Source organism: Pseudomonas sp. JAI120, from assembly GCF_014207255.1.
Classification (GTDB): Bacteria; Pseudomonadota; Gammaproteobacteria; order Pseudomonadales; family Pseudomonadaceae; genus Aquipseudomonas.
The window spans coordinates 912,027-932,691 of sequence record NZ_JACHCZ010000002.1 but is presented as its reverse complement, the minus strand read 5'-3'; the positions used below and the strand labels follow the sequence as shown (position 1 = coordinate 932,691).

The window sequence follows — 20,665 nt, the reverse complement described above, 5'->3', positions numbered from 1 at the left end:
CATATTCGCTACACATCGTGCGGACGCCGACGAACGGTTGTTCGCTCGGCCTGCGGCAAAGAGCCACACGCGCCATGCCAGCGCGCTTGCTTCGTTTATACTCCTGCCGATCCGCCTGCAGCGCTCATCGGGAGAGCTCATGCTCGCCGCCGTAAAACTGACTTCCGCCACCCGCCAGAACCTTTGGCGCCTGACGTTCATCCGTACCCTGGTACTGGCCGCACAGGCCGGTTCGGTCGGGCTTGCCTATTGGTTCGACCTGCTGCCGCTGCCGTGGCTGCAATTGGGCGTGACCCTGGGTTTCTCCATCGTGCTGTGTGTATTTACCGCCATTCGGTTGCGTACCACATGGCCGGTGACCGAGCTGGAATACGCCCTGCAATTGGCCTGCGACCTGTTTATCCACAGTGTGTTGCTGTATTTCTCCGGCGGTTCCACCAACCCGTTCGTTTCTTATTACCTGGTGCCACTGACCATCGCCGCGGTGACCTTGCCGTGGCGCTACTCGGTGGTGCTGTCGGGCATCGCCCTGACCCTGTACACCTTGCTGCTGGCGCAGTTCTATCCGTTGCAAACGTTCCCCATCGCCCGCGAAAACCTGCAGATCTACGGGATGTGGCTGAGCTTTGCCCTGTCTGCCGCCGTGATCACCTTCTTTGCCGCGCGCATGGCCGAAGAGCTGCGCCGCCAGGAAGAACTGCGCGCCATTCGCCGCGAAGAAGGCCTGCGTGACCAGCAACTGCTCGCCGTCGCCACCCAGGCCGCCGGTGCGGCTCACGAATTGGGCACGCCGTTGGCGACCATGAGCGTGCTGCTCAACGAAATGACCCAGGACCACCACGACCCGGTGCTGCAAGAGGATCTCGGCGTGCTGCGCGAACAGGTCAAGCAATGCAAGCAAACCTTGCAGCAACTGGTACGCGCGGCTGAAGCCAATCGCCGCCTGGCGGTAGATATGCAGGACGTGACCCAGTGGCTCGACGAAGCCCTGAACCGCTGGCATTTGATGCGCCCCGAGGCCAGCTACCGTTTCCATCTGCTGGGGCAGGGCACTGTTCCGCGCCTGGCGCCACCGCCGGACCTGACCCAAGCCTTGCTCAACCTGCTGAACAACGCCGCCGACGCCTGCCCCGAAGGCCTGGAAGTCCGGCTGGACTGGGATGTGGATGACCTGACGATCAGCATCCGCGATCACGGCGCAGGCGTGCCGCTGGCCATTGCTGAGCAGATCGGCAAACCTTTCTTTACCACCAAGGGCAAAGGCTTCGGCCTGGGCCTGTTTTTGAGCAAGGCCAGCGTGACCCGCGCGGGCGGCTCAGTGAAGCTCTATAGTCATGAGGAAGGCGGCACGCTCACCGAGCTGCGCCTGCCCCGTGTCGCACGAGGAGATATCGATGAGTGACGAGATCCAAGTCGAAGGCGAAGAACTGCCGCATCTGTTGCTGGTAGATGATGACGCCACGTTTACCCGCGTGATGGCGCGCGCCATGAGCCGTCGCGGCTTTCGCGTGAGCACCGCAGGCTCCGCCGAAGAAGGCCTGACCATCGCCCAGGCCGACTTGCCGGACTACGCCGCGCTCGACCTGAAAATGGACGGCGACTCCGGCCTGGTGCTGTTGCCCAAACTGCTGGAGCTCGACCCGGAAATGCGCGTGGTGATCCTCACCGGTTACTCCAGCATCGCCACGGCCGTCGAAGCAATCAAGCGCGGTGCCTGCAACTACCTGTGCAAGCCGGCGGATGCCGATGACGTACTGGCTGCGTTGCTGTCCGAGCACGCCGACCTCGACACCCTGGTGCCTGAAAACCCGATGTCGGTGGACCGCCTGCAGTGGGAACACATCCAGCGCGTCCTCACCGAACACGAAGGCAATATCTCTGCCACTGCCCGCGCCCTGGGCATGCACCGGCGCACCCTGCAACGCAAGCTGCAGAAGCGTCCGGTACGCCGCTGAACCTAAGCTGAACAACCCGCTTCAGGCCGCACGGAGCCCTGAACCGATCATCTATGATCGGTTCAAACGCCTGTCACCACCCTCCTATCGAGCCTGAACGATGAATCAGAACGCTGAGTATTCCGCGGTCAACGACGCGGTGCGTGGGCAGTTTTTTCGCCGAACGTGGGCGATGATCACGCCCTATTGGCGCAGTGAAGAGAAGGGCAAGGCCTGGTTGTTGCTCGCAGTCGTGATCGGCCTGTCGCTGTTCAGCGTGGCCATTTCCGTGTGGCTTAACCACTGGTACAAGGATTTTTATAACGCTCTGGAAAAGAAGGACACCGCCGCCTTCTGGCAGCAGATCGTTTATTTCTGCGGTATCGCCACGGTGGCGATTCTCGGTGCGGTCTACCGTCTCTACCTCACTCAGATGCTGACCATTCGCTGGCGCGCATGGCTGACCGAAAAACACTTCGCCCGCTGGCTTGGCAACAAGAACTACTACCAGCTGGAGCAGGGCGGCTACACCGATAACCCGGACCAGCGAATTTCCGAAGACCTCAATAGCTTTACCCTGAACACGCTGAGTCTTGGCCTTGGGCTGCTGCGCAATGTGGTCAGCCTGGTGTCGTTCTCCATTATCCTGTGGGGCGTGTCGGGCAGTATTGAAGTGTTCGGTATCACTATCCCCGGCTACATGTTCTGGTGTGCTTTGGTCTATGCCGGTGTCGGCAGTTGGCTGACCCATCTGATCGGTCGTCGTCTGATCGGTTTGAGCAATCAGCAACAACGCTTCGAAGCGGACTTGCGTTTCTCCATGGTGCGGGTGCGGGAGAATGCCGAGAGCATCGCCCTGTACAACGGCGAGCCCAATGAGAATCAGCGTTTGAGTGCGCGGTTCGGGAAGGTCTGGCATAACTACTGGGACATCATGAAGGTGTCCAAGCGCCTGACGTTCTTCACTGCCGGCTATGAACAGATTGCGATCGTCTTTGCGTTTATCGTGGCTGCCCCGCGCTACTTTTCCGGCAAGATCGAACTGGGCGAGCTGATGCAAATCAACTCGGCGTTCGGCAACGTGCAGGGCAACTTCAGCTGGTTTATCAGTGCGTACGCTGACCTGGCCGGCTGGCGCGCGACCAGTGACCGTCTGCTGAGTTTTCAGCAGGCTATGAGTGAAAACGAGCAGTGCCCAGCCACCATCGACGTCAGCGCAGAGGGCGAGCGTCTTGTGGTGCAAGGGCTGGGCTTGAGCCTGGTGGATGGTCGCCACTTGCTGACCGACGCCAACATGATCGTTGAACCGGGTCAGCGCGTCATGCTCAGCGGCCGCTCCGGCAGCGGCAAAAGTACCTTGCTGCGCGCTATGGGCCATCTCTGGCCTGCTGGTCACGGCAGCATTCGCCTGCCGGCCAGGCGTTACCTGTTCCTGCCGCAGAAGCCCTACCTGCCGATCGGCGCACTCAAGGCGGTGTTGAGTTATCCACAGGACGACAGCGTCTATTCGGCAGAGCGTTATGCACAGGTGCTGGAAACCTGTCGCCTGCCGCACCTGGTGGGGCGTCTGGATGAAGCCAACCATTGGCAACGCATGCTCTCGCCGGGCGAACAACAGCGCCTGGCCTTTGCCCGTGCCTTGTTGTTCGCGCCGCAATGGCTGTACATGGACGAGGCCACCTCGGCCATGGATGAAGAGGATGAGGCGACGCTGTATCAAGCGTTGATCGATGAGCTGCCGGGGTTGAGCATTGTCAGCGTCGGGCATCGCAGCAGCCTCAAGCGCTTCCATGGGCGGCATGTGCGGATCGAGGGCGGTTGGTTGCAGGAACAGACCATGTCCTGAAGAGTGAGGCCCAATAAAAAGCCCGGCTGATCATCGATCAGCCGGGCTTTTTATCGCTTGAAAATAACTTACTTCTTCAAGCCGTAATGCTCATCCAGCATGCCCGGGGCGTTTGGCGTTTTTGGCGCGTAGTCCCGCGGCGGCTCCTGGTTTTCCCGGGGTGGGGTCAGGCGTTCCCGTGGAGCTTGCGGTGCATCGGAATGCAGCGCGGCCAGCAGGCGTTGACGGGTGATGTCGTCGAGGGCCAGGCGGTTTGCGCCATCGGCGAGGTGATCCTGTACTTCCTGGTAGCTCTGGGTGAGTTTCTTGACCAGGGTCGCGGTGCTGTTGAAGTGGGTAACAACCTCGTTCTGATAACTGTCAAAACGTTCCTGAATGTCATCCAACTGACGCTGCGTGCGGTTAGGCGCGGCATTCGGCAGCAGGCGGGCAACCAGGAATCCAATGGCGACACCGGCAACCAAGGCGAGAGTCGGCAACAACCAAACTAAGAGCGAGTGTTCCACGAGTCCTTCCTCTATAAACGGCTTTGCTTTACGTTAACGGCTCAAACCTGCGCTGTATACCGCGATTAAGCTCGCAATGATGCCATGCACAGACTTTTAGCTAGACGAGTCGACCCTTTGAGAGGTCACGGAGTTCATTCCTTGCTCATGCGTGAAACCCCCGTTTTGATCGATGGCCCGGTAGGCCAATTGGAAGCACTGTACCTGGATCACCCCGAGCCACGTGGCCTGGCGCTGATCTGCCACCCTAATCCGGTGCAGGGCGGGACCATGCTCAATAAAGTCGTTTCGACCCTGCAACGCACAGCTCGCGATGCCGGGTTGATTACTTTGCGTTTCAATTACCGTGGCGTCGGCGCGAGTGCCGGCACCCACGACATGAGCACCGGTGAAGTGGACGATGCCGAAGCGGCTGTTACCTGGCTGCGTGAAAAACACCCCGACCTGCCGCTCACCCTGCTCGGTTTTTCCTTTGGTGGCTACGTGGCGGCAAGCCTCGGCGGCCGCCTGGAAGCCAAAGGCGAAAAGCTCGCGCACCTGTTTATGGTCGCCGCCGCCGTGATGCGTCTGAGCAATAACGACGTGCTGCCCCAGACCTGCCCATTGACCTTGATTCAACCGGAAACCGACGAAGTGGTCGATCCGCAATTGGTCTACGACTGGTCTGCCGCCTTGAAACGCCCCCATGAGCTGCTGAAAGTGGCAGAATGCGGGCACTTTTTTCATGGCAAGCTCACCGACCTCAAGGATCTGGTGCTGCCGCGCCTCTCGAATTGATAGCAGTCTGATAAGCGATTACCCATGACGACTCGTACCCGTATCCTCACCGGCATCACCACCACCGGCACGCCGCACCTGGGCAACTACGCTGGCGCGATCCGCCCGGCGATCCTTGCCAGCCAGGACGCCAATGCTGACTCCTTCTACTTTCTGGCCGACTACCACGCCCTGATCAAATGCGATGACCCGCAGCGCATCCAGCGTTCGCGTATGGAAATCGCCGCGACCTGGCTGGCCGGTGGCCTGGATGTGAACCGGGTGACCTTTTATCGCCAGTCCGACATCCCGGAAATCCCCGAGCTGACCTGGCTGCTGACCTGCGTCGCCGCCAAGGGCCTGCTCAACCGCGCCCATGCCTACAAGGCCTCGGTGGACAAGAACGTGGAAACCGGCGAAGACCCGGATGCGGGCATCACCATGGGCCTGTACAGCTACCCGGTGCTGATGGCGGCGGACATCCTGATGTTCAACGCGCACAAGGTGCCGGTGGGCCGCGACCAGATCCAGCACGTTGAAATGGCCCGCGACATCGGCCAGCGCTTCAACCACCTGTTCGGCAACGGTAAAGAATTCTTCACCATGCCCGAGGCGCTGATCGAAGAAAGCGTTGCCACCTTGCCGGGCCTGGATGGCCGCAAGATGTCCAAGAGCTACGACAACACCATCCCGTTGTTCACCAGCGCCAAGGACATGAAGGACGCCATCTCGCGGATCGTCACCGACTCCCGCGCGCCCGGCGAAGCCAAGGACCCCGACAACTCGCACCTGTTTACCCTCTACCAGGCGTTTGCCAGCAAGGCCCAGGAAGAAGAGTTCCGCGGCGAGCTGCTGCAAGGCCTGGGTTGGGGCGAGGCGAAGAGCCGTCTGTTCCAACTGCTGGACAGCCAACTGGGCGAGGCCCGCGAGCGTTACCACCAGTTGATGTCGCGCCCGTCGGACATGGAAGACCTGTTGCAGGTCGGGGCTAGGAAAGCCCGTGCCGTAGCCGCGCCATTCCTGGCCGAGTTGCGTGAAGCGGTGGGCCTGCGTTCGTTCGTCGAGCAGGCTGCAGCGCCGATCGCCACCAAGAAGAAGGCCGCCAAGGCCGCGCGTTTCGTGAGCTTCCGTGAAGATGACGGCAGCTTCCGCTTCCGCCTGTTGGCCGCCGATGGCGAGCAATTGCTGCTGTCGCGCAACTTTGCCGATGGTAAAGCGGCCGGCGCAGTCACCAAACAACTGCAAAGTGGCGCTGCGCTGGACGTACGCACCGAAGCCCTGAGCTTCAGCGTATGGCTGGACGGTGCCGCAGTGGCCGACAGCGCCGAGTTCGCCGATGGTGCATCGCGTGATGCCGCCATCGAAGCCTTGCGCACTGCGTTGACCCCAATCGAGGATTAACCCGACCAAGGGTTGATTGCCATTATCCAGGGCCGTCGTTACAGTGACGGCCCGTTTTTGTTGCCTTGCTAACGAAATTATGACGCCCCTAGAACGATACCAAGCTGATCTGAAACGCCCTGAATTCTTCCATGACGCGGCCCAGGAAACGGCGGTGCGTCATTTGCAGCGCCTGTACGACGACTTGGTTGCGGCCTCGCAAAGCAAGCCGGGGATGCTCAGCAAGCTGTTTGGCAAGAAAGACCACACGCCGGTCAAGGGCTTGTATTTCTGGGGCGGTGTAGGCCGGGGTAAGACCTACCTGGTCGATACGTTCTTTGAAGCGCTGCCGTTCAAGGAAAAGGTCCGCACCCACTTCCACCGCTTCATGAAGCGCGTGCACGAAGAAATGAAGACCCTGCCGGGTGAGAAAAACCCGCTGACCATCATCGCCAAGCGTTTCTCCGATGAAGCGCGGGTCATCTGCTTCGATGAATTCTTCGTCTCCGACATCACCGATGCCATGATCCTCGGCACCCTGATGGAAGAGCTGTTCAAGAACGGCGTGACCCTGGTCGCCACCTCGAACATCGTGCCCGACGGCCTGTACAAGGACGGCCTGCAGCGCGCTCGCTTCCTGCCGGCCATCGCGCTGATCAAGCAGAACACCGAGATCGTCAACGTCGACAGCGGGGTCGACTACCGTCTGCGTCACCTCGAGCAAGCGGAGTTGTTCCACTTCCCGCTGAACGAAGCGGCACATGACAGCCTGCGCAAAAGCTTCCGCGCCCTCACGCCGGAATGCACCCAGGCGGTGGAAAACGACAAGCTGATGATCGAGAACCGCGAAATCATCGCTCTGCGTACCTGCGATGACGTGGCCTGGTTCGAATTCCGCCAGTTGTGCGACGGCCCGCGCAGCCAGAACGACTACATCGAACTGGGCAAGATCTTCCACGCGGTGATCCTCAGCGGCGTGGAGCAGATGAGCGTCACCACCGACGACATCGCACGACGGTTTATCAACATGGTCGACGAGTTCTACGACCGTAACGTCAAGTTGATCATCTCGGCGGAAGTCGAACTCAAGGATCTGTATACCGGCGGGCGCTTGAACTTTGAATTCCAGCGCACCCTGAGCCGCCTGTTGGAAATGCAATCCCACGAGTTCCTGTCGCGCGGGCACAAGCCTTAAGAACGATGTAGGTCAAATGTGGGAGGGGGCTTGCCCTCGATAGCGGTCTTTCAGTAACAGATGCACTGACTGATCCACCGCTATCGGGAGCAAGCCCCCTCCCACATTTGCTTACGCGGCTTGTTGGAACTGTTGCCGATATTGGTTTGGTGACAGCTCCGTGTGCTGCCTGAACAACCGCGCAAAGAAACTCGCATCGTCGTAACCCACCTCATAACTGATGGTCTTGATGCTCTTGCGGCTGCCCGAGAGCAGGCCCTTGGCCGTCTCGATACGCAGTCGTTGCAGGTAATGCAGCGGCTTGTCGCCGGTGGCGGTCTGGAAGCGGCGCATGAAATTGCGGATGCTCATGCCGTGTTCCCGGGCAACGTCTTCGAAGCGGAATTTGTCGGCGAAATGCTCTTCGAGCCAGTGCTGGATCTGCAGGATGATCACGTCCTGGTGCAGCTTCTGGCCGCCAAAACCGATGCGTCCGGGTGAATAGCTGCGCTGTACTTCGTAGAGGATGTCGCGGGCCACGGCCTGGGCGATGTTGGCGCCGCAGAAGCGTTCGATCAGGTAGATATACAGGTCGCACGCCGAGGTGGTACCGCCGGCGCAATACAGGTTGTCGGCGTCGGTGAGATGTTTGTCCTGATTGAGCTGGACTTTGGGGAAGCGTTCGCTGAACGCGTTGAAGAAGCGCCAGTAGGTGGTCGCCTCCTTGCCGTCGAGCAGTCCGGCTTCGGCCAGCCAGAACACCCCGGTGGCTTCGCCGCAGAGTACCGCGCCGCGTGCATGTTGCTCGCGCAGCCACGGCAGCACTTGCGGGTAGCGCACACACAGGGCATCGAAGTCATCCCAGAAGGCCGGTAGCACGATGATGTCGGCGTCTTCCAGGCCGCCGTCCACCGGCATGATCACATCACTGAAGCTGCGCACCGATTTTCCGTCGGGGCTCACCAGGCGTGTTTCGAACGCTGGGGTCAGGCCCAGGCCTTGCTGTTTGCCATAACGCAGGCTGGCGAGATGGAAGAAATCCTTGGCTTGCATGAGGGTAGAAGCGAATACCCGATCAATGGCCAAAATGCTGACGCGCCGCAACGGCGTGGAGATTTGGTTAGACATAATTTCATTTATTCTTATAGGGGAAAGTGGTCACCAGACGGCTGGATCGTCTTATTTTTTGTCGCATGTGTCCAGTGTCCTGTGACGCCATCGGGGCATAGGCTCTGTGGGCTCGTCCTTGTCCGACAATCCACGCAGGTGACCCATGATTCCGAGAACCTTGTTCAGCCCGGAGCACGAACTCTTCCGCCAGAGCGTGCGCACCTTTCTTGAAAAAGACGCTGCACCGTTTCACGGGCAATGGGAGAAGCAGGGCTACATCGACCGTAACCTGTGGAGCAAGGCAGGGGAGGCGGGGATGTTGTGTTCCCATCTGCCGGAGGAATACGGCGGGCTGGGCGCGGATTTTCTCTACAGCGCGGTAGTGATCGAGGAGATCAGCCGCCTGGGCCTGACCGGCATCGGCTTTTCCCTGCATTCGGACATTGTCGCGCCCTACATCCTGCATTACGGCAGTGAGGCGCTGAAGCACAAGTACCTGCCCAAGTTGATCTCCGGTGAGAGGGTCACGGCCATCGCCATGACCGAGCCGGGTGCCGGGTCCGACTTGCAAGGGGTCAAGACCACAGCCGTGCTGGACGGTGATGAGTACGTGATCAATGGCTCCAAGACCTTTATCACCAACGGGTACCTGGCTGAGCTGGTGATCGTGGTCGCCAAGACCGATCCCAAGGCGGGTGCCAAGGGCACCAGCCTGTTTCTGGTGGACGCCGATACGCCCGGCTTCGCCAAGGGCAAGCGCCTGGAGAAGGTCGGCATGAAGGCCCAGGACACGTCAGAGCTGTTTTTCCAGGACGTGCGCGTACCCAAGGAAAACCTGCTGGGCCAGGCCGGCATGGGCTTCGCCTATTTGATGCAGGAATTGCCGCAGGAGCGTTTGACTGTCGCGATTGGCGCGCTGTCGTCTGCCGAGGCGGCGTTGCAGTGGACCCTGGAATACACCCGTGAGCGCAAGGCGTTCGGCAAGGCGATTGCCGACTTTCAGAACACCCGGTTCAAGTTGGCGGAGATGGCCACTGAGATTCAGATCGGCCGCGTGTTCGTCGACAAATGCATGGCGTTGCACCTGGAAGGCAAGCTGGATGTGCCCACTGCCGCGATGGCCAAGTACTGGGCCACGGACCTGCAATGTAAGGTGCTCGATGAGTGCGTGCAGTTGCACGGCGGCTACGGGTTCATGTGGGAGTACCCGATTGCACGGGCGTGGGCGGATGCGCGGGTGCAGCGGATTTATGCGGGGACCAACGAGATCATGAAGGAGATCATTGCGCGGGCGCTTTGAGTGCTGTGTTGTTTGTGAGGGCCCTATCGGGGCGGTGCGACGATTCGACTTGCCCCCGATAGCGGCCTACAGATCGATCAAGGCGCCGGATTCGGATGATCCTTCTGAATCGCCTCAATCCCTTCCAGTACTTCCTTCGACAGCTTCAGATCAGCACTGGCGATGTTGCTGTCCAGTTGCTCCAGCGATGTTGCGCCAATAATGTTGCTGGTCACGAACGGCTGTTGTGTCACAAACGCCAATGCCATCTGCGCAGGATCCAGGCCATGCTCCCGCGCCAGTGCCACATAACGGCTGCACGCCGCCTCCGACTGCGGGTTGAAGTAGCGGCTGAAACGGCTGTACTCCGTCAGGCGCGCCTTGGCCGGGCGTGCGCCACCTTCGTACTTGCCGCTGAGCATGCCGAATGCCAGGGGCGAGTAAGCCAGCAGGCCGCACTGCTCACGAATGGCGATTTCCGCCAGGCCAACCTCAAAGCTGCGGTTGAGCAGGTTGTAGGGGTTCTGGATCGATACCGCGCGGGTCCAGCCGCGGGCTTCGGCCAGGGCCAGGAACTTCATGGCGCCCCACGGGGTTTCATTGGACAGGCCAATGTGGCGGATCTTGCCAGCCTTCACCTGCTCATCCAGCGCTTCGAGGGTTTCCTCCAGCGGGGTCAGGTCGTCTTCGTCCTTGTGTTTGTAGCTCAATTGGCCAAAGAAGTTGGTGCTGCGCTCCGGCCAGTGCAGCTGGTAGAGGTCGATCCAGTCGGTTTGCAGGCGCTTGAGGCTGGCGTCCAGGGCTTCGACGATGTGCTTGCGGTCGTGGCGCAGATGGCCGTCGCGGATGTAGTCGATGGTGTTGCCGGGGCCGGCGATCTTGCTGGCGAGGATCCAGTCGGCACGGTCACCGCGGCTTTTGAAGTAATTACCGATGTAACGCTCGGTGGTGGCATAGGTGTCGGCCTTGGGCGGCACCGGGTACATTTCTGCGGTGTCGAGGACGTTAATCCCCGCCGCCTTGGCCCGTTCGATCTGCGCGAAGGCCTCTGCCTCGCTGTTCTGCTCACCCCACGTCATGGTGCCCAGGGCTATCGCGCTCACGTTCAGATCCGTACGGCCCAGCTGTCGATAATCCATCGGGTGCTCCTTCAGGGAAAACAATCATAAAAGCAGGTTGAATTTTTTTTCGCAATCTGCATAATTGCCCACCTCTTTCTGCAGTGGAAGTGATGCGCCGCCTGCCGAAGAATCTTGCCGTTGAACGGACGCGCCGACCCGAGCCCCCGATAGCGTCTGTATCCGGCTGCCTTTGACTTGTCAAAGTAAGCACTATTCAGTAAGATCCGCCGTCTAATTTACAGGGCGGCCCCTGAGGCTATTAAAGAATGACAACTTTTACTGCAAAACCGGAAACAGTTCAGCGCGACTGGTTTGTCGTCGACGCCGCTGGTCAGACCCTGGGTCGTCTGGCCACTGAAGTCGCCAGCCGTCTGCGTGGCAAGCACAAGCCTGAGTACACCCCTCACGTTGACACCGGTGACTACATCGTGATCATCAACGCTGAGCAGGTACGTGTTACCGGCAACAAAGCGCAAGACAAAATGTACTACCGTCACTCCGGTTTCCCAGGCGGTATCAAGTCTTCCAACTTTGAAGGCCTGATCTCCAAGAAGCCTGAAGCCCCGATCGAAATCGCGGTCAAAGGCATGCTGCCGAAGGGCCCACTGGGTCGCGATATGTTTCGCAAGCTGAAAGTCTATGCGGGCGCTGTACACCCTCATGCTGCTCAGCAGCCCCAAGAACTGAAGTTTTAACGGAATAGTTCATTATGTCGGCGACTCAAAATTACGGCACTGGCCGTCGCAAAACCGCAACCGCACGCGTTTTCCTGCGTCCGGGCACTGGTAACATCTCGATCAACAACCGCACTCTGGACAACTTCTTCGGTCGCGAAACTGCCCGCATGGTAGTTCGTCAGCCGCTGGAATTGACCGAGACTGTTGAAAAGTTCGACATCTACGTCACCGTTATCGGTGGCGGTGTAAGTGGTCAAGCTGGCGCAATCCGCCACGGTATCACTCGCGCTCTGATGCAGTACGACGAAACCCTGCGTGGCGCTCTGCGCAAAGCTGGCTTCGTGACTCGTGATGCCCGTGAAGTTGAACGTAAGAAAGTCGGTCTGCGTAAAGCGCGTAAGCGTCCGCAGTACTCGAAGCGTTAATTCGCTTTACGTTCCACAAAAACGCCCAGCCTCCTTACGGAGCTGGGCGTTTTTTATTGCCTGCGATTTATGCACATTTTTCACCGTGACAACTTGCCACATCCGTAGACCCCCTATACTACAAGGCTTGGAGGCGGAGCCCCGGGCAATTCCCTTGTCATACGTGGGGCTTTTCATTACCATTCGGCAAAATTTTTATAAGTTCAGATTTAATACTTAGTAGACGCCTGATTTAACAGGCCAAAAAGCTGATGGGAGAGGACTGAATGAGCAATGACGGCGTGAATGCAGGCCGGCGTCGCTTCTTAGTAGCAGCCACATCCGTGGTGGGTGCTGCAGGAGCGGTGGGGGCTGCGGTCCCGTTCGTGGGGTCATGGTTTCCCAGTGCCAAGGCGAAAGCCGCAGGTGCACCGGTGAAGGTGAATATCAGCAAGATCGAACCAGGCCAGCAGATGATTGCTGAGTGGCGCGGCCAGCCGGTATTCATCGTTCGTCGTACTGAGGAAATCCTGGGAAATCTGAAAAAGATCGAAGGCCAGTTGTCTGACCCCAAATCTGAGAAATCCGACCAACCCGCCTACGCCAAAAATGAAGCACGTTCGATCAAGCCAGAGATTCTGCTGCTGGTTGGCCTGTGTACCCACTTGGGATGCTCGCCCACCTTCCGCCCCGAAGTCGCCCCGGTCGATCTGGGTAAAGACTGGGTCGGTGGTTATTTCTGTCCCTGCCACGGCTCCCACTACGATCTGGCGGGGCGCGTCTACAAGTCCCAGCCCGCTCCCTTGAACCTGCCCGTGCCTCCGCATACCTACGAAACTGACGACCTCATTGTCATTGGCCTCGATAAGGAGAACGCGTGATGAGCAAGTTCATGGATTGGGTGGATGCACGCTTCCCCGCCACTAAGATGTGGGAAGACCATCTCAGCAAGTATTACGCGCCAAAAAACTTCAACTTCTTCTACTTCTTTGGTTCCCTGGCACTGCTGGTGCTGGTTAACCAGATCGTCACCGGTGTCTGGCTGACGATGAGCTACACCCCGTCGGCGGAAGAAGCGTTTGCCTCCGTCGAATACATCATGCGTGACGTCGAGTACGGCTCGATCCTGCGCCTGCTGCACTCCACCGGCGCTTCAGCGTTCTTTATCGTGGTCTACCTGCACATGTTCCGTGGTTTGCTCTACGGTTCGTACCAGAAGCCACGGGAGCTGGTGTGGGTGTTCGGCATGCTGATCTACCTGGCGCTGATGGCGGAAGCCTTCATGGGCTACCTGCTGCCATGGGGCCAGATGTCGTACTGGGGCGCCCAGGTGATCATCTCGCTGTTCGGTGCCATTCCCGTCATCGGCAACGACCTGACCCAGTGGATCCGTGGTGACTACCTGATCTCCGGTATCACCCTGAACCGCTTCTTCGCTTTGCACGTCGTAGCGCTGCCGATTGTGATCCTGGGCCTGGTGGTGCTGCACATCCTGGCGCTGCACGAAGTGGGTTCCAACAACCCGGATGGCGTGGACATCAAGAAACACAAGGACGAGAACGGCATCCCGCTGGATGGCATCCCGTTCCACCCGTACTACACCGTGAAAGACATTGTCGGCGTGGTCGTGTTCCTCTTCGTGTTCTGCTCGATCGTGTTCTTTTTCCCGGAGATGGGTGGTTATTTCCTCGAGAAGCCTAACTTCGAACAGGCGAACGCCTTCAAGACACCTGAGCACATTGCCCCGGTCTGGTACTTCACGCCGTTCTACGCGATCTTGCGGGCGATCCCCGACAAACTCATGGGCGTCATCGCCATGGGCGCGGCCATTGCGGTGCTGTTCGTGTTGCCGTGGCTCGACCGAAGCCCGGTCAAGTCCATGCGCTACAAAGGCTGGCTGAGCAAAATCTGGCTGTGGGTGTTCTGCATTGCATTCGTGATTCTGGGCGTGTTGGGCGTATTGGCGCCGACCCCTGAGCGTACGCTGCTTTCGCAGGTCTGCACCTTCCTGTACTTCGCCTACTTCATTCTGATGCCGTTCTACACCCGGCTCGAGAAGACCAAACCGGTTCCGGAAAGGGTGACTGGCTGATGAAAAAATTATTCGTTGCATTGATGCTTGCGGCGCTGCCGCTACTGTCCTTCGCTGCCGAGCACGGCGGCCCGGAACTGGAAAAAGTCGATATCGACGTGTCTGACAAGGCGGCTATGCAAGACGGCGCGCGTACGTTCGCCAACTACTGCATGGGCTGCCACAGCGCCAAGTTCCAGCGTTACGAGCGGGTGGCCGATGACCTCGGTATCCCCCATGAAATGATGCTGGAGAAGCTGGTGTTCACCGGTGCCAAGATCGGCGACCACATGAATATCGGCATGAAGCCTGCCGACGCCAAGACCTGGTTCGGCGCAGCGCCTCCTGACCTGACTCTGGTGGCACGTGTACGCGGCACCGACTGGCTCTACGGCTACCTGAAATCCTTCTACGAGGACCCGGCGCGCCCTTATGGCGTGAACAACCGTGTGTTCCCGAACGTCGGCATGCCTAACGTTCTGGTCGGCCTGCAAGGCAAGCAAGTGGTAGGATGCAAGCAGGTTCAGGTCGTCGAAGACGGCAAGAAGCAATATGATCCGTTGACCGGTACGCCTTTGACTCATGAAGCGTGCGATCAACTGAAGATAGAAACCCCTGGTTCGTTGACTGACGAGCAGTTTGACGAGAAGGTCAAGAATCTGGTGACCTTCCTGGCCTATTCCGCCAACCCGGTCAAACTGCAACACCAGCGCATCGGGACGTATGTCTTGCTGTACCTGGCTTTCTTCTTCGTATTCGCTTATCTGCTTAAACGCGAATACTGGAAGGATGTGCATTGATCCAACCGTAAGCAATTGCTGTTAATCTTGCGCGCCCAGCGGCATCTCTAACCCGTAGCGATCTGGACTTTCCAGAGGCTGCAGAGATGCTTTCTGGGCGCGCTCGTTTTTGAGCTTTCCATAATTTCAACAAGCGAGGAGGACCGCCATGGGCGTGACCAATCGGTTGGCCTGTTACTCCGACCCCGCCGACCACTATTCCCACCGAGTACGCATCGTACTCGCAGAGAAGGGTGTCAGCGCCGAGATCATCAGTGTGGAGGTGGGTCGTCATCCGCCGAAACTGATCGAAGTGAACCCTTACGGCAGCTTGCCCACCCTGGTCGATCGTGACCTGGCGTTGTGGGAGTCAACCGTGGTGATGGAATATCTGGATGAGCGTTACCCGCATCCGCCTTTGCTGCCGGTGTATCCGGTGGCCCGTGCCAACAGCCGCCTGCTGATCCATCGGATCCAGCGAGATTGGTGCGGGCTGGTGGATTTGATTCTGGATACCCGCAGCAAAGAAGCTGCTCGGGTGCAGGCGCGCAAGGAATTGCGCGAGAGCCTGACCGGTGTTTCGCCGTTGTTCGCCGATAAACCTTTTTTCCTCAGTGAGGAACAAAGCTTGGTGGATTGCTGCCTATTACCCATACTCTGGCGCTTGCCGATTCTGGGCATTGAACTGCCACGGCCGGCCAAGCCGTTGCTTGATTACATGGAGCGCCAGTTCGCGCGTGAGGCTTTCCAGGCGAGTCTGTCTGGTGTCGAACGCGATATGCGCTAAGGCTTAAGGAGCCGTTGATGAACTCCAGTCGACCTTACCTGGTCCGCGCGCTCTATGAGTGGATTGTGGATAACGATTGCACCCCGCACATGCTGGTCAATTCCGAATTTCCTGCGGTTCAGGTACCGCAGGGGTTTGCCAGTGACGGGCAGATTGTGTTGAACGTATCACCCAGTGCCGTGCGCCACCTGCACATGGACAATGAAGCGGTCAGCTTCGAAGGGCGTTTCGGCGGTGTGCCGCATACGCTGTTCGTGCCGATTGGCGCTATCCTCGGCATCTATGCCCGGGAGAACGGCCAAGGCATGGTGTTCGATCTGGAGTCGCCTTTCGAGGACGACGAAGCGATTGAAAACGAAGACGGCGATGATGTGCCGCCACCGGAGACCGAGCCGCCGCGTCCGAGCGGTCGGCCGAGCCTGAAAGTGGTGAAGTAAAGTGCGTAAGTCTTCGGGCCTACGTTAAAAAATGCCTCGGCTCTGCCGGGGCTTTTTTTGTCAAAAATTCCCCGCTGTTTCGCTGGCGGCCCCCGTGGTGAACTGATTGTTGAGGCCGTCTTGCCAGTAGACCTCGTTGATATTGCTCAGGCTGCGGATCAGGCATTTCCATTCGATGTGTTGCTGGGTCGGCCACACGACAGTACCGCTCCAGCGATTGGCTGCGCCGGGTTGCAGTGCGATGGCGTGGGCCGGGTCCCAGGCGCCGAGTTCGATAGGCGATCCCACTGCGTAGACTGCCTGGCCGAGCCCCGGCCTGACGTTGTCGCAGTGCAAAGTGGTGGTGGTGTCGGAAGGTGCCGGAGCGGCCTGCCACGAGCGGATGCGCTGCCCGTCCGCAAACAGCGCAGGGCTGAAACCGTCAGGCACCTTGGAGAGGTCGGAGTCCAAAGCGATCAGTAGGCGCTTGCGGCTGCCTTGGATGGCGGCCACCAATCCGGAATAGTGGGTCTGGAACCTGATCGGTGAGTCGGCACTGATACCGGCGTCCTTGCGCAGGCTGATCAGCTTGCGGATCAGGTCGCTCCGGCCCCAGTCGTACATGTCAGGCCAATACACAGTGGGCGTACCGGGGCTCAGCAGGATATAGGCATAGGCAATATTGCGTTGCGGATCGGCAAGGGACCAATGGTGCTGCCCGCCGTATTGCCCTGGCGAATAACCGGTGTCGTGGTTATCGACAAAGGTCACCGCGACCTGTCGCCATGCCGGGTCGGGGTTGCCATTCAAGCCATGGCGCCACTCGGCCAAGCTGCCATTTTGCATGCGCTCCTTGAGGGCGAAATCGAACACGCTGCAGTGGGACCGATCCGACCAGTCCTTCAACGCATCCTGCCAACTGGCCTGACTGCGCCAGTCGTTCGCCGGATACTCGCTGGGGCCTTTCCACAACTCGCCGACGCAGAACGCTTGGTCACCAAAGTTTTTCATCCACACATCGACCCGCTCCGGTGCGTAGCCGCGCGCAAAATCGAAGCGCAAGCCTTTGGCGCTGTAGTTGTCCCGCAGGTTCCTGAATTCCTGCATGAAGCGCTGCGAGACTTCCGAGTTGCTTGTGTTGAGGTCGGCCGAACCGCTCATGAACGCGTCGCCCTCATCACAGACGACGGGCGTTGTGCAGTCATCGCGCCACAGCTTGAGGTCCCTGGGGAAGCGTATCTGTTGACTCGGCAGCTTGTCGTTCATATGGTTGGGCACCACGTCGTATATTGCTTGCACGCCGGCCCCTGCCAAGGCGGCGACCGCCTGTTTGAGCTGGCTGTCACTGCCGTATCGGCTGTTCTTGTCGAAGTCGCTCCAGAAGTAACCTTCACCCCCACCGGACGTTCCCGACGCCGCGTCGCTCCAACTGGATTGATCGGTCCAGGCGGGTGGCAGCCAGATTTTGGTGAAGCCGTCCTGGCCGATAGTGGGGGCCATTTGTGCCAGCACCTCATACCATTTCTGCGGAGCATTGCGGCTGGAGTTCCAGTGGAAGCCTTGCAGCAGGATGTCTTCGCCACCGCCATTGCGCACAGTCGGCGGCGCCGCGTGGACGGTGCATGCCAGCAGCCAGACAATCGTTGTGCAATACCAGCCTGTGCGTTTCATCACCCGCCACCTGTTTGCTGGAACAGGCTTTACTCTGCTACGAGGATGCAAACCCGTCTGCTGTCATAATTGCCAGGTGCGCGAGATCGTTTGGCACTAAGATTCAGGTGTGAAGTAGCCACGCGTTATGTTCGAGTTTGAACCCCTTTGCACGGGGGTGCATGTATGGCCGGGGCTGAAAGCTGCCGGCTTGTACATGAAAGTGCGGTACAAACGGTGATCGTACAACCGCCATGGGCTATGATGCTGTTTTAGTCCGCCGAGATAGATGATTCCACATGGAAAACGCCAGCACCGCCCCTCGTCTTCCCCGCAAGCGCCGCAGCCTTGCCCAGGAATTGGTCACGGTGTTGTCCGAGCAGATCCGCGACGGCCAACTCAAGCGTGGCGACAAGCTGCCCACCGAATCGGCGATCATGGACGCCCATGGCGTCAGCCGCACCGTGGTCCGGGAAGCCATCTCCCGCTTGCAGGCGGCGGGGCAGGTGGAAACCCGTCATGGTATCGGCACCTTTGTGCTGGACACGCCTAGCCCGAGCGGCTTTCGCATCGACCCGGCCACCGTAGTGACCCTGCGTGATGTGCTGGCGATTCTCGAACTGCGTATCAGCCTGGAAGTGGAGTCCGCCGGGTTGGCCGCACTGCGCCGTAGCGATGAACAGCTGGCCTCCATGCGCGCGGCCCTCGATGCCCTCAATGAAAGCGCGGCGCACGCCGGTGATGCAGTGGCCTCGGACTTCGCCTTCCACCTGGAAATTGCGTTGTCCACCGGCAACCGCTACTTCACCGACATCATGACCCACCTGGGCACCAGCATCATTCCGCGTACGCGCCTGAACTCGGCACGCCTGGCCCATGATGACCACCAGCACTACATGGGACGCCTGAGTCGCGAACACGAAGAGATTTATGAGGCGATTGCCCGCCAGGATTCGGATGCGGCGCGGGCGGCCATGCGTTTGCACCTGACCAACAGTCGCGAGCGGCTGCGCCATGCTCATGAAGAGGCAGAAGCGCAGCGGGGTTGAAGCATGAGAGCCTGGTTCACTTGACGGTCAGTTCAATCGTCCCAGAGCTTTCGGTCACACCGGACTCACTGGCTACGGCCGTATAGCCAACATAAATTTTTTCCCCGGTGTGCTTCTGCAGCTCGCTTTTAGGGATGTTGACCTGAATGTTTATGCGCCGGCGGAATTCCCCGTCCTCCGGGTCTTCGCCATGCAGGACGTACCAGTCGCCCGTTTCGGTCGCATGCGTTTTCTGTCCAGACCAGCTTGGGGATTCGGGATCATCCGTTTTATCGCTCAGGATAAAAGCGTAGATTTTCCCATCACTCGGTAAATCGGCTGTGTTCGAGATGCTCAGGCTCATTTCGGTCCCAAGGCGCGAAACAGTCACCTCGCCCTGGGCCAATGTGCCCGTCGCCGGATGGTCAAGGGTGGGGAGTGGAAGCGTCATGATGGAGTTCCTCTGGTTATGAGCGGACGATGCTCTTCAGGGGCGGCAGTGCGGCCCTGAAGAGACTTATCTACCGTGGACAGATCCTGCGTAACTGTTAGAAATAACAGTTACGACAAGCGGTCCTTCTCATGAGGTGTGTTGGGTTTGTAGTCCTTCAACAACAAATACGTACTCCAGCCCCACCAGTCATTCGTCCAGTGCTTGTCGTTCAGGTCACTGACATCTTTACGCCTTAGCACCTTATCCCCCTCCATTTTGAACAGCGGCGAGAAGTTATTCGCCGGGTTCTGTGCCGCGTTCAAATCCGGCACATACAGCGGTGCCTTGAAGTCAGCCGGGGAGGGCGCAACGCCATTGATGAAGGTTTCGAAGATCTCATCAGCGGATGCCTGAACGGCGCGTTTGACCTGTGCCCGATTGGCTGCGTCGATACTGTCGAAATAGCGTTTGTCGCCATAGGCATGCCACTCGTCACCCATGGCATTGCGTACCTTGAGACCGAACTTGCTGTCTTCATCGTGCATGAAGCGGCTGATCAGAGAACCCAATTCGCCCGGTGTGACGACCGCTGCCAGCTGTTTGCGCGGCACCCGCAGGTGCCCGGCAGAAAACAGATCGGTCAAGAAGTGATCGGCAAAGCTGTTCATGGCGTAGGCCAGTTCCAATGCCTGGTCGGTGCCGGTTTGATGCGACACCACGGCCTGTTGCAATGCGGCTGCATGCCCCGCCAGGTAGGCCGCCAGCGCCCATTCGCCGAAGTGGTCGGCATTGTCCGCCGCCAGTTTCAGGTAGCGCCCCAATGGGACCAGTGCCGACACCGCGCTGCCGCCACCGGTGATGCGGTTCCATTCCTCGGACAACGTATCACCCAGGGCATCATAGGCTTCATGGGCTTGCTTGCCGTCCTTGATCGCCTGGTTGACCGCGCTGATCTCTTTTTGCATCACCGCCAGGATTTTCGGTGCTTCGTCCCGCGCTGCTGGCAGCACGGCCAGTGAGTTGAACGCTGCGCTAAAGCGTTGCACACGATCGGCAGGTGAGGTGCCCTCGTTGATAGGCTGGCCGGGGATGCCATAAAAGTCACCGCCCAGGGCGATCACTTGCCCGTAGGTCAGTGCCAGCCCGTTGGGCAGATGCAGTTCGACTTGTCGCGCGGGAATCGCCGGTGCGTCCTTACTAAAGCGCAACAACGTATCGTCGCCGATGGCGGTGTGTTCACCCCCTTCGAAACGTAGGACTGGCGGTTTCTTTTCGGGTGCTGCGAGTTCAAGACCTGACATGTTAGCTCCTTGC

21 protein-coding genes are annotated in these 20,665 nt (G+C 59.2%); 15 read left to right on the top strand and 6 right to left on the bottom strand.

The annotated features are described in order from the left end of the window. Positions 1-139: 139 nt before the first annotated feature. From HDC32_RS16140 to HDC32_RS16130, 3 genes are all read left to right on the top strand, one after another. Entirely contained in the window at positions 140-1,402 is a 1,263-nt protein-coding gene (locus HDC32_RS16140; RefSeq protein WP_184744663.1) for an ATP-binding protein, read from the top strand. Then, complete coding sequence (locus HDC32_RS16135; protein WP_003171731.1) at positions 1,395-1,955, top strand: response regulator transcription factor; 561 nt, start codon at positions 1,395-1,397, stop codon at positions 1,953-1,955. Before HDC32_RS16140 ends, HDC32_RS16135 begins: the two co-directional genes overlap by 8 nt. A gap of 100 nt (positions 1,956-2,055) precedes the next feature. After that, on the top strand, positions 2,056-3,780 hold the full coding sequence (locus tag HDC32_RS16130; protein ID WP_184744661.1) for an ABC transporter ATP-binding protein/permease: 1,725 nt from the start codon (positions 2,056-2,058) through the stop codon (positions 3,778-3,780). A 68-nt stretch (positions 3,781-3,848) separates the two neighbouring features. On the opposite strand, the gene HDC32_RS16125 is transcribed toward HDC32_RS16130, so the two are convergent. Beyond that, on the bottom strand, positions 3,849-4,286 hold the full coding sequence (locus HDC32_RS16125) for a YhcB family protein (RefSeq protein WP_017138275.1): 438 nt from the start codon (positions 4,284-4,286) through the stop codon (positions 3,849-3,851). Between the two features lie 147 nt (positions 4,287-4,433). Between HDC32_RS16125 and HDC32_RS16120 the strand changes: the two genes are divergently transcribed. The 3 genes from HDC32_RS16120 to zapE all read left to right on the top strand — a co-directional run bounded on the left by HDC32_RS16120 (position 4,434) and on the right by zapE (position 7,617). Then, positions 4,434-5,063 carry an alpha/beta hydrolase gene (locus HDC32_RS16120; protein WP_184744659.1) on the top strand — a complete coding sequence of 210 codons (630 nt, stop codon included), beginning with the start codon at positions 4,434-4,436 and terminating at the stop codon, positions 5,061-5,063. Between the two features lie 24 nt (positions 5,064-5,087). Beyond that, positions 5,088-6,443: a tryptophan--tRNA ligase gene (locus HDC32_RS16115; protein ID WP_184744657.1), complete on the top strand. Its 1,356-nt coding sequence runs from the start codon at positions 5,088-5,090 to the stop codon at positions 6,441-6,443. Positions 6,444-6,522: 79 nt separating this feature from the next. After that, entirely contained in the window at positions 6,523-7,617 is a 1,095-nt protein-coding gene (zapE, locus tag HDC32_RS16110; RefSeq protein WP_184744655.1) for a cell division protein ZapE, read from the top strand. Between the two features lie 111 nt (positions 7,618-7,728). On the opposite strand, the gene HDC32_RS16105 is transcribed toward zapE, so the two are convergent. Next, positions 7,729-8,649: a GlxA family transcriptional regulator gene (locus HDC32_RS16105; RefSeq protein ID WP_178116718.1), complete on the bottom strand. Its 921-nt coding sequence runs from the start codon at positions 8,647-8,649 to the stop codon at positions 7,729-7,731. 220 nt (positions 8,650-8,869) lie between these two features. Here HDC32_RS16105 and HDC32_RS16100 point away from each other — a divergent pair, with 220 nt between their 5' ends. Continuing rightward, positions 8,870-10,006, top strand: a complete 1,137-nt coding sequence (locus tag HDC32_RS16100; protein ID WP_131698450.1) for an acyl-CoA dehydrogenase family protein — start codon at positions 8,870-8,872, stop codon at positions 10,004-10,006. Positions 10,007-10,083: 77 nt separating this feature from the next. Here the strand turns inward: HDC32_RS16100 and HDC32_RS16095 are convergent, their stop codons facing one another. Next, positions 10,084-11,124, bottom strand: a complete 1,041-nt coding sequence (locus tag HDC32_RS16095) for an NADP(H)-dependent aldo-keto reductase (RefSeq protein WP_184744653.1) — start codon at positions 11,122-11,124, stop codon at positions 10,084-10,086. A gap of 248 nt (positions 11,125-11,372) precedes the next feature. Here HDC32_RS16095 and rplM point away from each other — a divergent pair, with 248 nt between their 5' ends. The 7 genes from rplM to HDC32_RS16060 all read left to right on the top strand — a co-directional run bounded on the left by rplM (position 11,373) and on the right by HDC32_RS16060 (position 16,261). Then, complete coding sequence (gene rplM / locus HDC32_RS16090; RefSeq protein WP_003171742.1) at positions 11,373-11,801, top strand: 50S ribosomal protein L13; 429 nt, start codon at positions 11,373-11,375, stop codon at positions 11,799-11,801. A 14-nt stretch (positions 11,802-11,815) separates the two neighbouring features. Then, positions 11,816-12,208, top strand: coding sequence for a 30S ribosomal protein S9 (rpsI, locus tag HDC32_RS16085; protein ID WP_003171743.1), 393 nt, complete (start codon positions 11,816-11,818; stop codon positions 12,206-12,208). 266 nt (positions 12,209-12,474) lie between these two features. Next, positions 12,475-13,068, top strand: a complete 594-nt coding sequence (gene petA / locus HDC32_RS16080; RefSeq protein WP_027604843.1) for a ubiquinol-cytochrome c reductase iron-sulfur subunit — start codon at positions 12,475-12,477, stop codon at positions 13,066-13,068. Continuing rightward, positions 13,068-14,279: a cytochrome b gene (locus HDC32_RS16075; protein WP_003171746.1), complete on the top strand. Its 1,212-nt coding sequence runs from the start codon at positions 13,068-13,070 to the stop codon at positions 14,277-14,279. The genes petA and HDC32_RS16075 overlap by 1 nt, the downstream gene beginning before the upstream one ends. After that, positions 14,279-15,058: a cytochrome c1 gene (locus HDC32_RS16070; RefSeq protein WP_027604842.1), complete on the top strand. Its 780-nt coding sequence runs from the start codon at positions 14,279-14,281 to the stop codon at positions 15,056-15,058. Before HDC32_RS16075 ends, HDC32_RS16070 begins: the two co-directional genes overlap by 1 nt. A 148-nt stretch (positions 15,059-15,206) precedes the next feature. Further along, complete coding sequence (locus tag HDC32_RS16065; RefSeq protein ID WP_027604841.1) at positions 15,207-15,824, top strand: glutathione S-transferase N-terminal domain-containing protein; 618 nt, start codon at positions 15,207-15,209, stop codon at positions 15,822-15,824. 17 nt (positions 15,825-15,841) lie between these two features. Continuing rightward, a complete protein-coding gene (locus tag HDC32_RS16060) occupies positions 15,842-16,261 on the top strand; it encodes a ClpXP protease specificity-enhancing factor (RefSeq protein ID WP_131698448.1) in 420 nt (139 codons plus the stop codon). Between the two features lie 60 nt (positions 16,262-16,321). On the opposite strand, the gene HDC32_RS16055 is transcribed toward HDC32_RS16060, so the two are convergent. Further along, positions 16,322-17,911 (bottom strand): glucan 1,4-alpha-maltotetraohydrolase domain-containing protein, encoded by a 1,590-nt coding sequence (locus HDC32_RS16055; protein ID WP_184744650.1) that lies wholly within the window; start codon positions 17,909-17,911, stop codon positions 16,322-16,324. A 278-nt stretch (positions 17,912-18,189) separates the two neighbouring features. Here HDC32_RS16055 and HDC32_RS16050 point away from each other — a divergent pair, with 278 nt between their 5' ends. Continuing rightward, entirely contained in the window at positions 18,190-18,939 is a 750-nt protein-coding gene (locus HDC32_RS16050) for a FadR/GntR family transcriptional regulator (protein ID WP_131698446.1), read from the top strand. Positions 18,940-18,955: 16 nt separating this feature from the next. On the opposite strand, the gene HDC32_RS16045 is transcribed toward HDC32_RS16050, so the two are convergent. Both HDC32_RS16045 and HDC32_RS16040 read right to left on the bottom strand, forming a co-directional pair. Next, a complete protein-coding gene (locus HDC32_RS16045; protein WP_131698445.1) occupies positions 18,956-19,369 on the bottom strand; it encodes a hypothetical protein in 414 nt (137 codons plus the stop codon). Positions 19,370-19,479: 110 nt separating this feature from the next. After that, entirely contained in the window at positions 19,480-20,652 is a 1,173-nt protein-coding gene (locus HDC32_RS16040; RefSeq protein ID WP_131698444.1) for a phospholipase, read from the bottom strand. Positions 20,653-20,665 lie beyond the last annotated feature (13 nt).

Bases quoted from the DNA above. Each gene is read 5' to 3' on its own strand.
- HDC32_RS16140 (WP_184744663.1), top strand. From the start codon at position 140: ATGCTCGCCGCCGTAAAACTGACTTCCGCCACCCGCCAGAACCTTTGG.
- HDC32_RS16135 (WP_003171731.1), top strand. From the start codon at position 1,395: ATGAGTGACGAGATCCAAGTCGAAGGCGAAGAACTGCCGCATCTGTTG.
- HDC32_RS16130 (WP_184744661.1), top strand. From the start codon at position 2,056: ATGAATCAGAACGCTGAGTATTCCGCGGTCAACGACGCGGTGCGTGGG.
- HDC32_RS16120 (WP_184744659.1), top strand. From the start codon at position 4,434: ATGCGTGAAACCCCCGTTTTGATCGATGGCCCGGTAGGCCAATTGGAA.
- HDC32_RS16115 (WP_184744657.1), top strand. From the start codon at position 5,088: ATGACGACTCGTACCCGTATCCTCACCGGCATCACCACCACCGGCACG.
- zapE (WP_184744655.1), top strand. From the start codon at position 6,523: ATGACGCCCCTAGAACGATACCAAGCTGATCTGAAACGCCCTGAATTC.
- HDC32_RS16105 (WP_178116718.1), bottom strand. From the start codon at position 8,649: ATGCAAGCCAAGGATTTCTTCCATCTCGCCAGCCTGCGTTATGGCAAA.
- HDC32_RS16100 (WP_131698450.1), top strand. From the start codon at position 8,870: ATGATTCCGAGAACCTTGTTCAGCCCGGAGCACGAACTCTTCCGCCAG.
- HDC32_RS16095 (WP_184744653.1), bottom strand. From the start codon at position 11,124: ATGGATTATCGACAGCTGGGCCGTACGGATCTGAACGTGAGCGCGATA.
- rplM (WP_003171742.1), top strand. From the start codon at position 11,373: ATGACAACTTTTACTGCAAAACCGGAAACAGTTCAGCGCGACTGGTTT.
- rpsI (WP_003171743.1), top strand. From the start codon at position 11,816: ATGTCGGCGACTCAAAATTACGGCACTGGCCGTCGCAAAACCGCAACC.
- petA (WP_027604843.1), top strand. From the start codon at position 12,475: ATGAGCAATGACGGCGTGAATGCAGGCCGGCGTCGCTTCTTAGTAGCA.
- HDC32_RS16075 (WP_003171746.1), top strand. From the start codon at position 13,068: ATGAGCAAGTTCATGGATTGGGTGGATGCACGCTTCCCCGCCACTAAG.
- HDC32_RS16070 (WP_027604842.1), top strand. From the start codon at position 14,279: ATGAAAAAATTATTCGTTGCATTGATGCTTGCGGCGCTGCCGCTACTG.
- HDC32_RS16065 (WP_027604841.1), top strand. From the start codon at position 15,207: ATGGGCGTGACCAATCGGTTGGCCTGTTACTCCGACCCCGCCGACCAC.
- HDC32_RS16060 (WP_131698448.1), top strand. From the start codon at position 15,842: ATGAACTCCAGTCGACCTTACCTGGTCCGCGCGCTCTATGAGTGGATT.
- HDC32_RS16055 (WP_184744650.1), bottom strand. From the start codon at position 17,911: ATGAAACGCACAGGCTGGTATTGCACAACGATTGTCTGGCTGCTGGCA.
- HDC32_RS16050 (WP_131698446.1), top strand. From the start codon at position 18,190: ATGGAAAACGCCAGCACCGCCCCTCGTCTTCCCCGCAAGCGCCGCAGC.
- HDC32_RS16045 (WP_131698445.1), bottom strand. From the start codon at position 19,369: ATGACGCTTCCACTCCCCACCCTTGACCATCCGGCGACGGGCACATTG.
- HDC32_RS16040 (WP_131698444.1), bottom strand. From the start codon at position 20,652: ATGTCAGGTCTTGAACTCGCAGCACCCGAAAAGAAACCGCCAGTCCTA.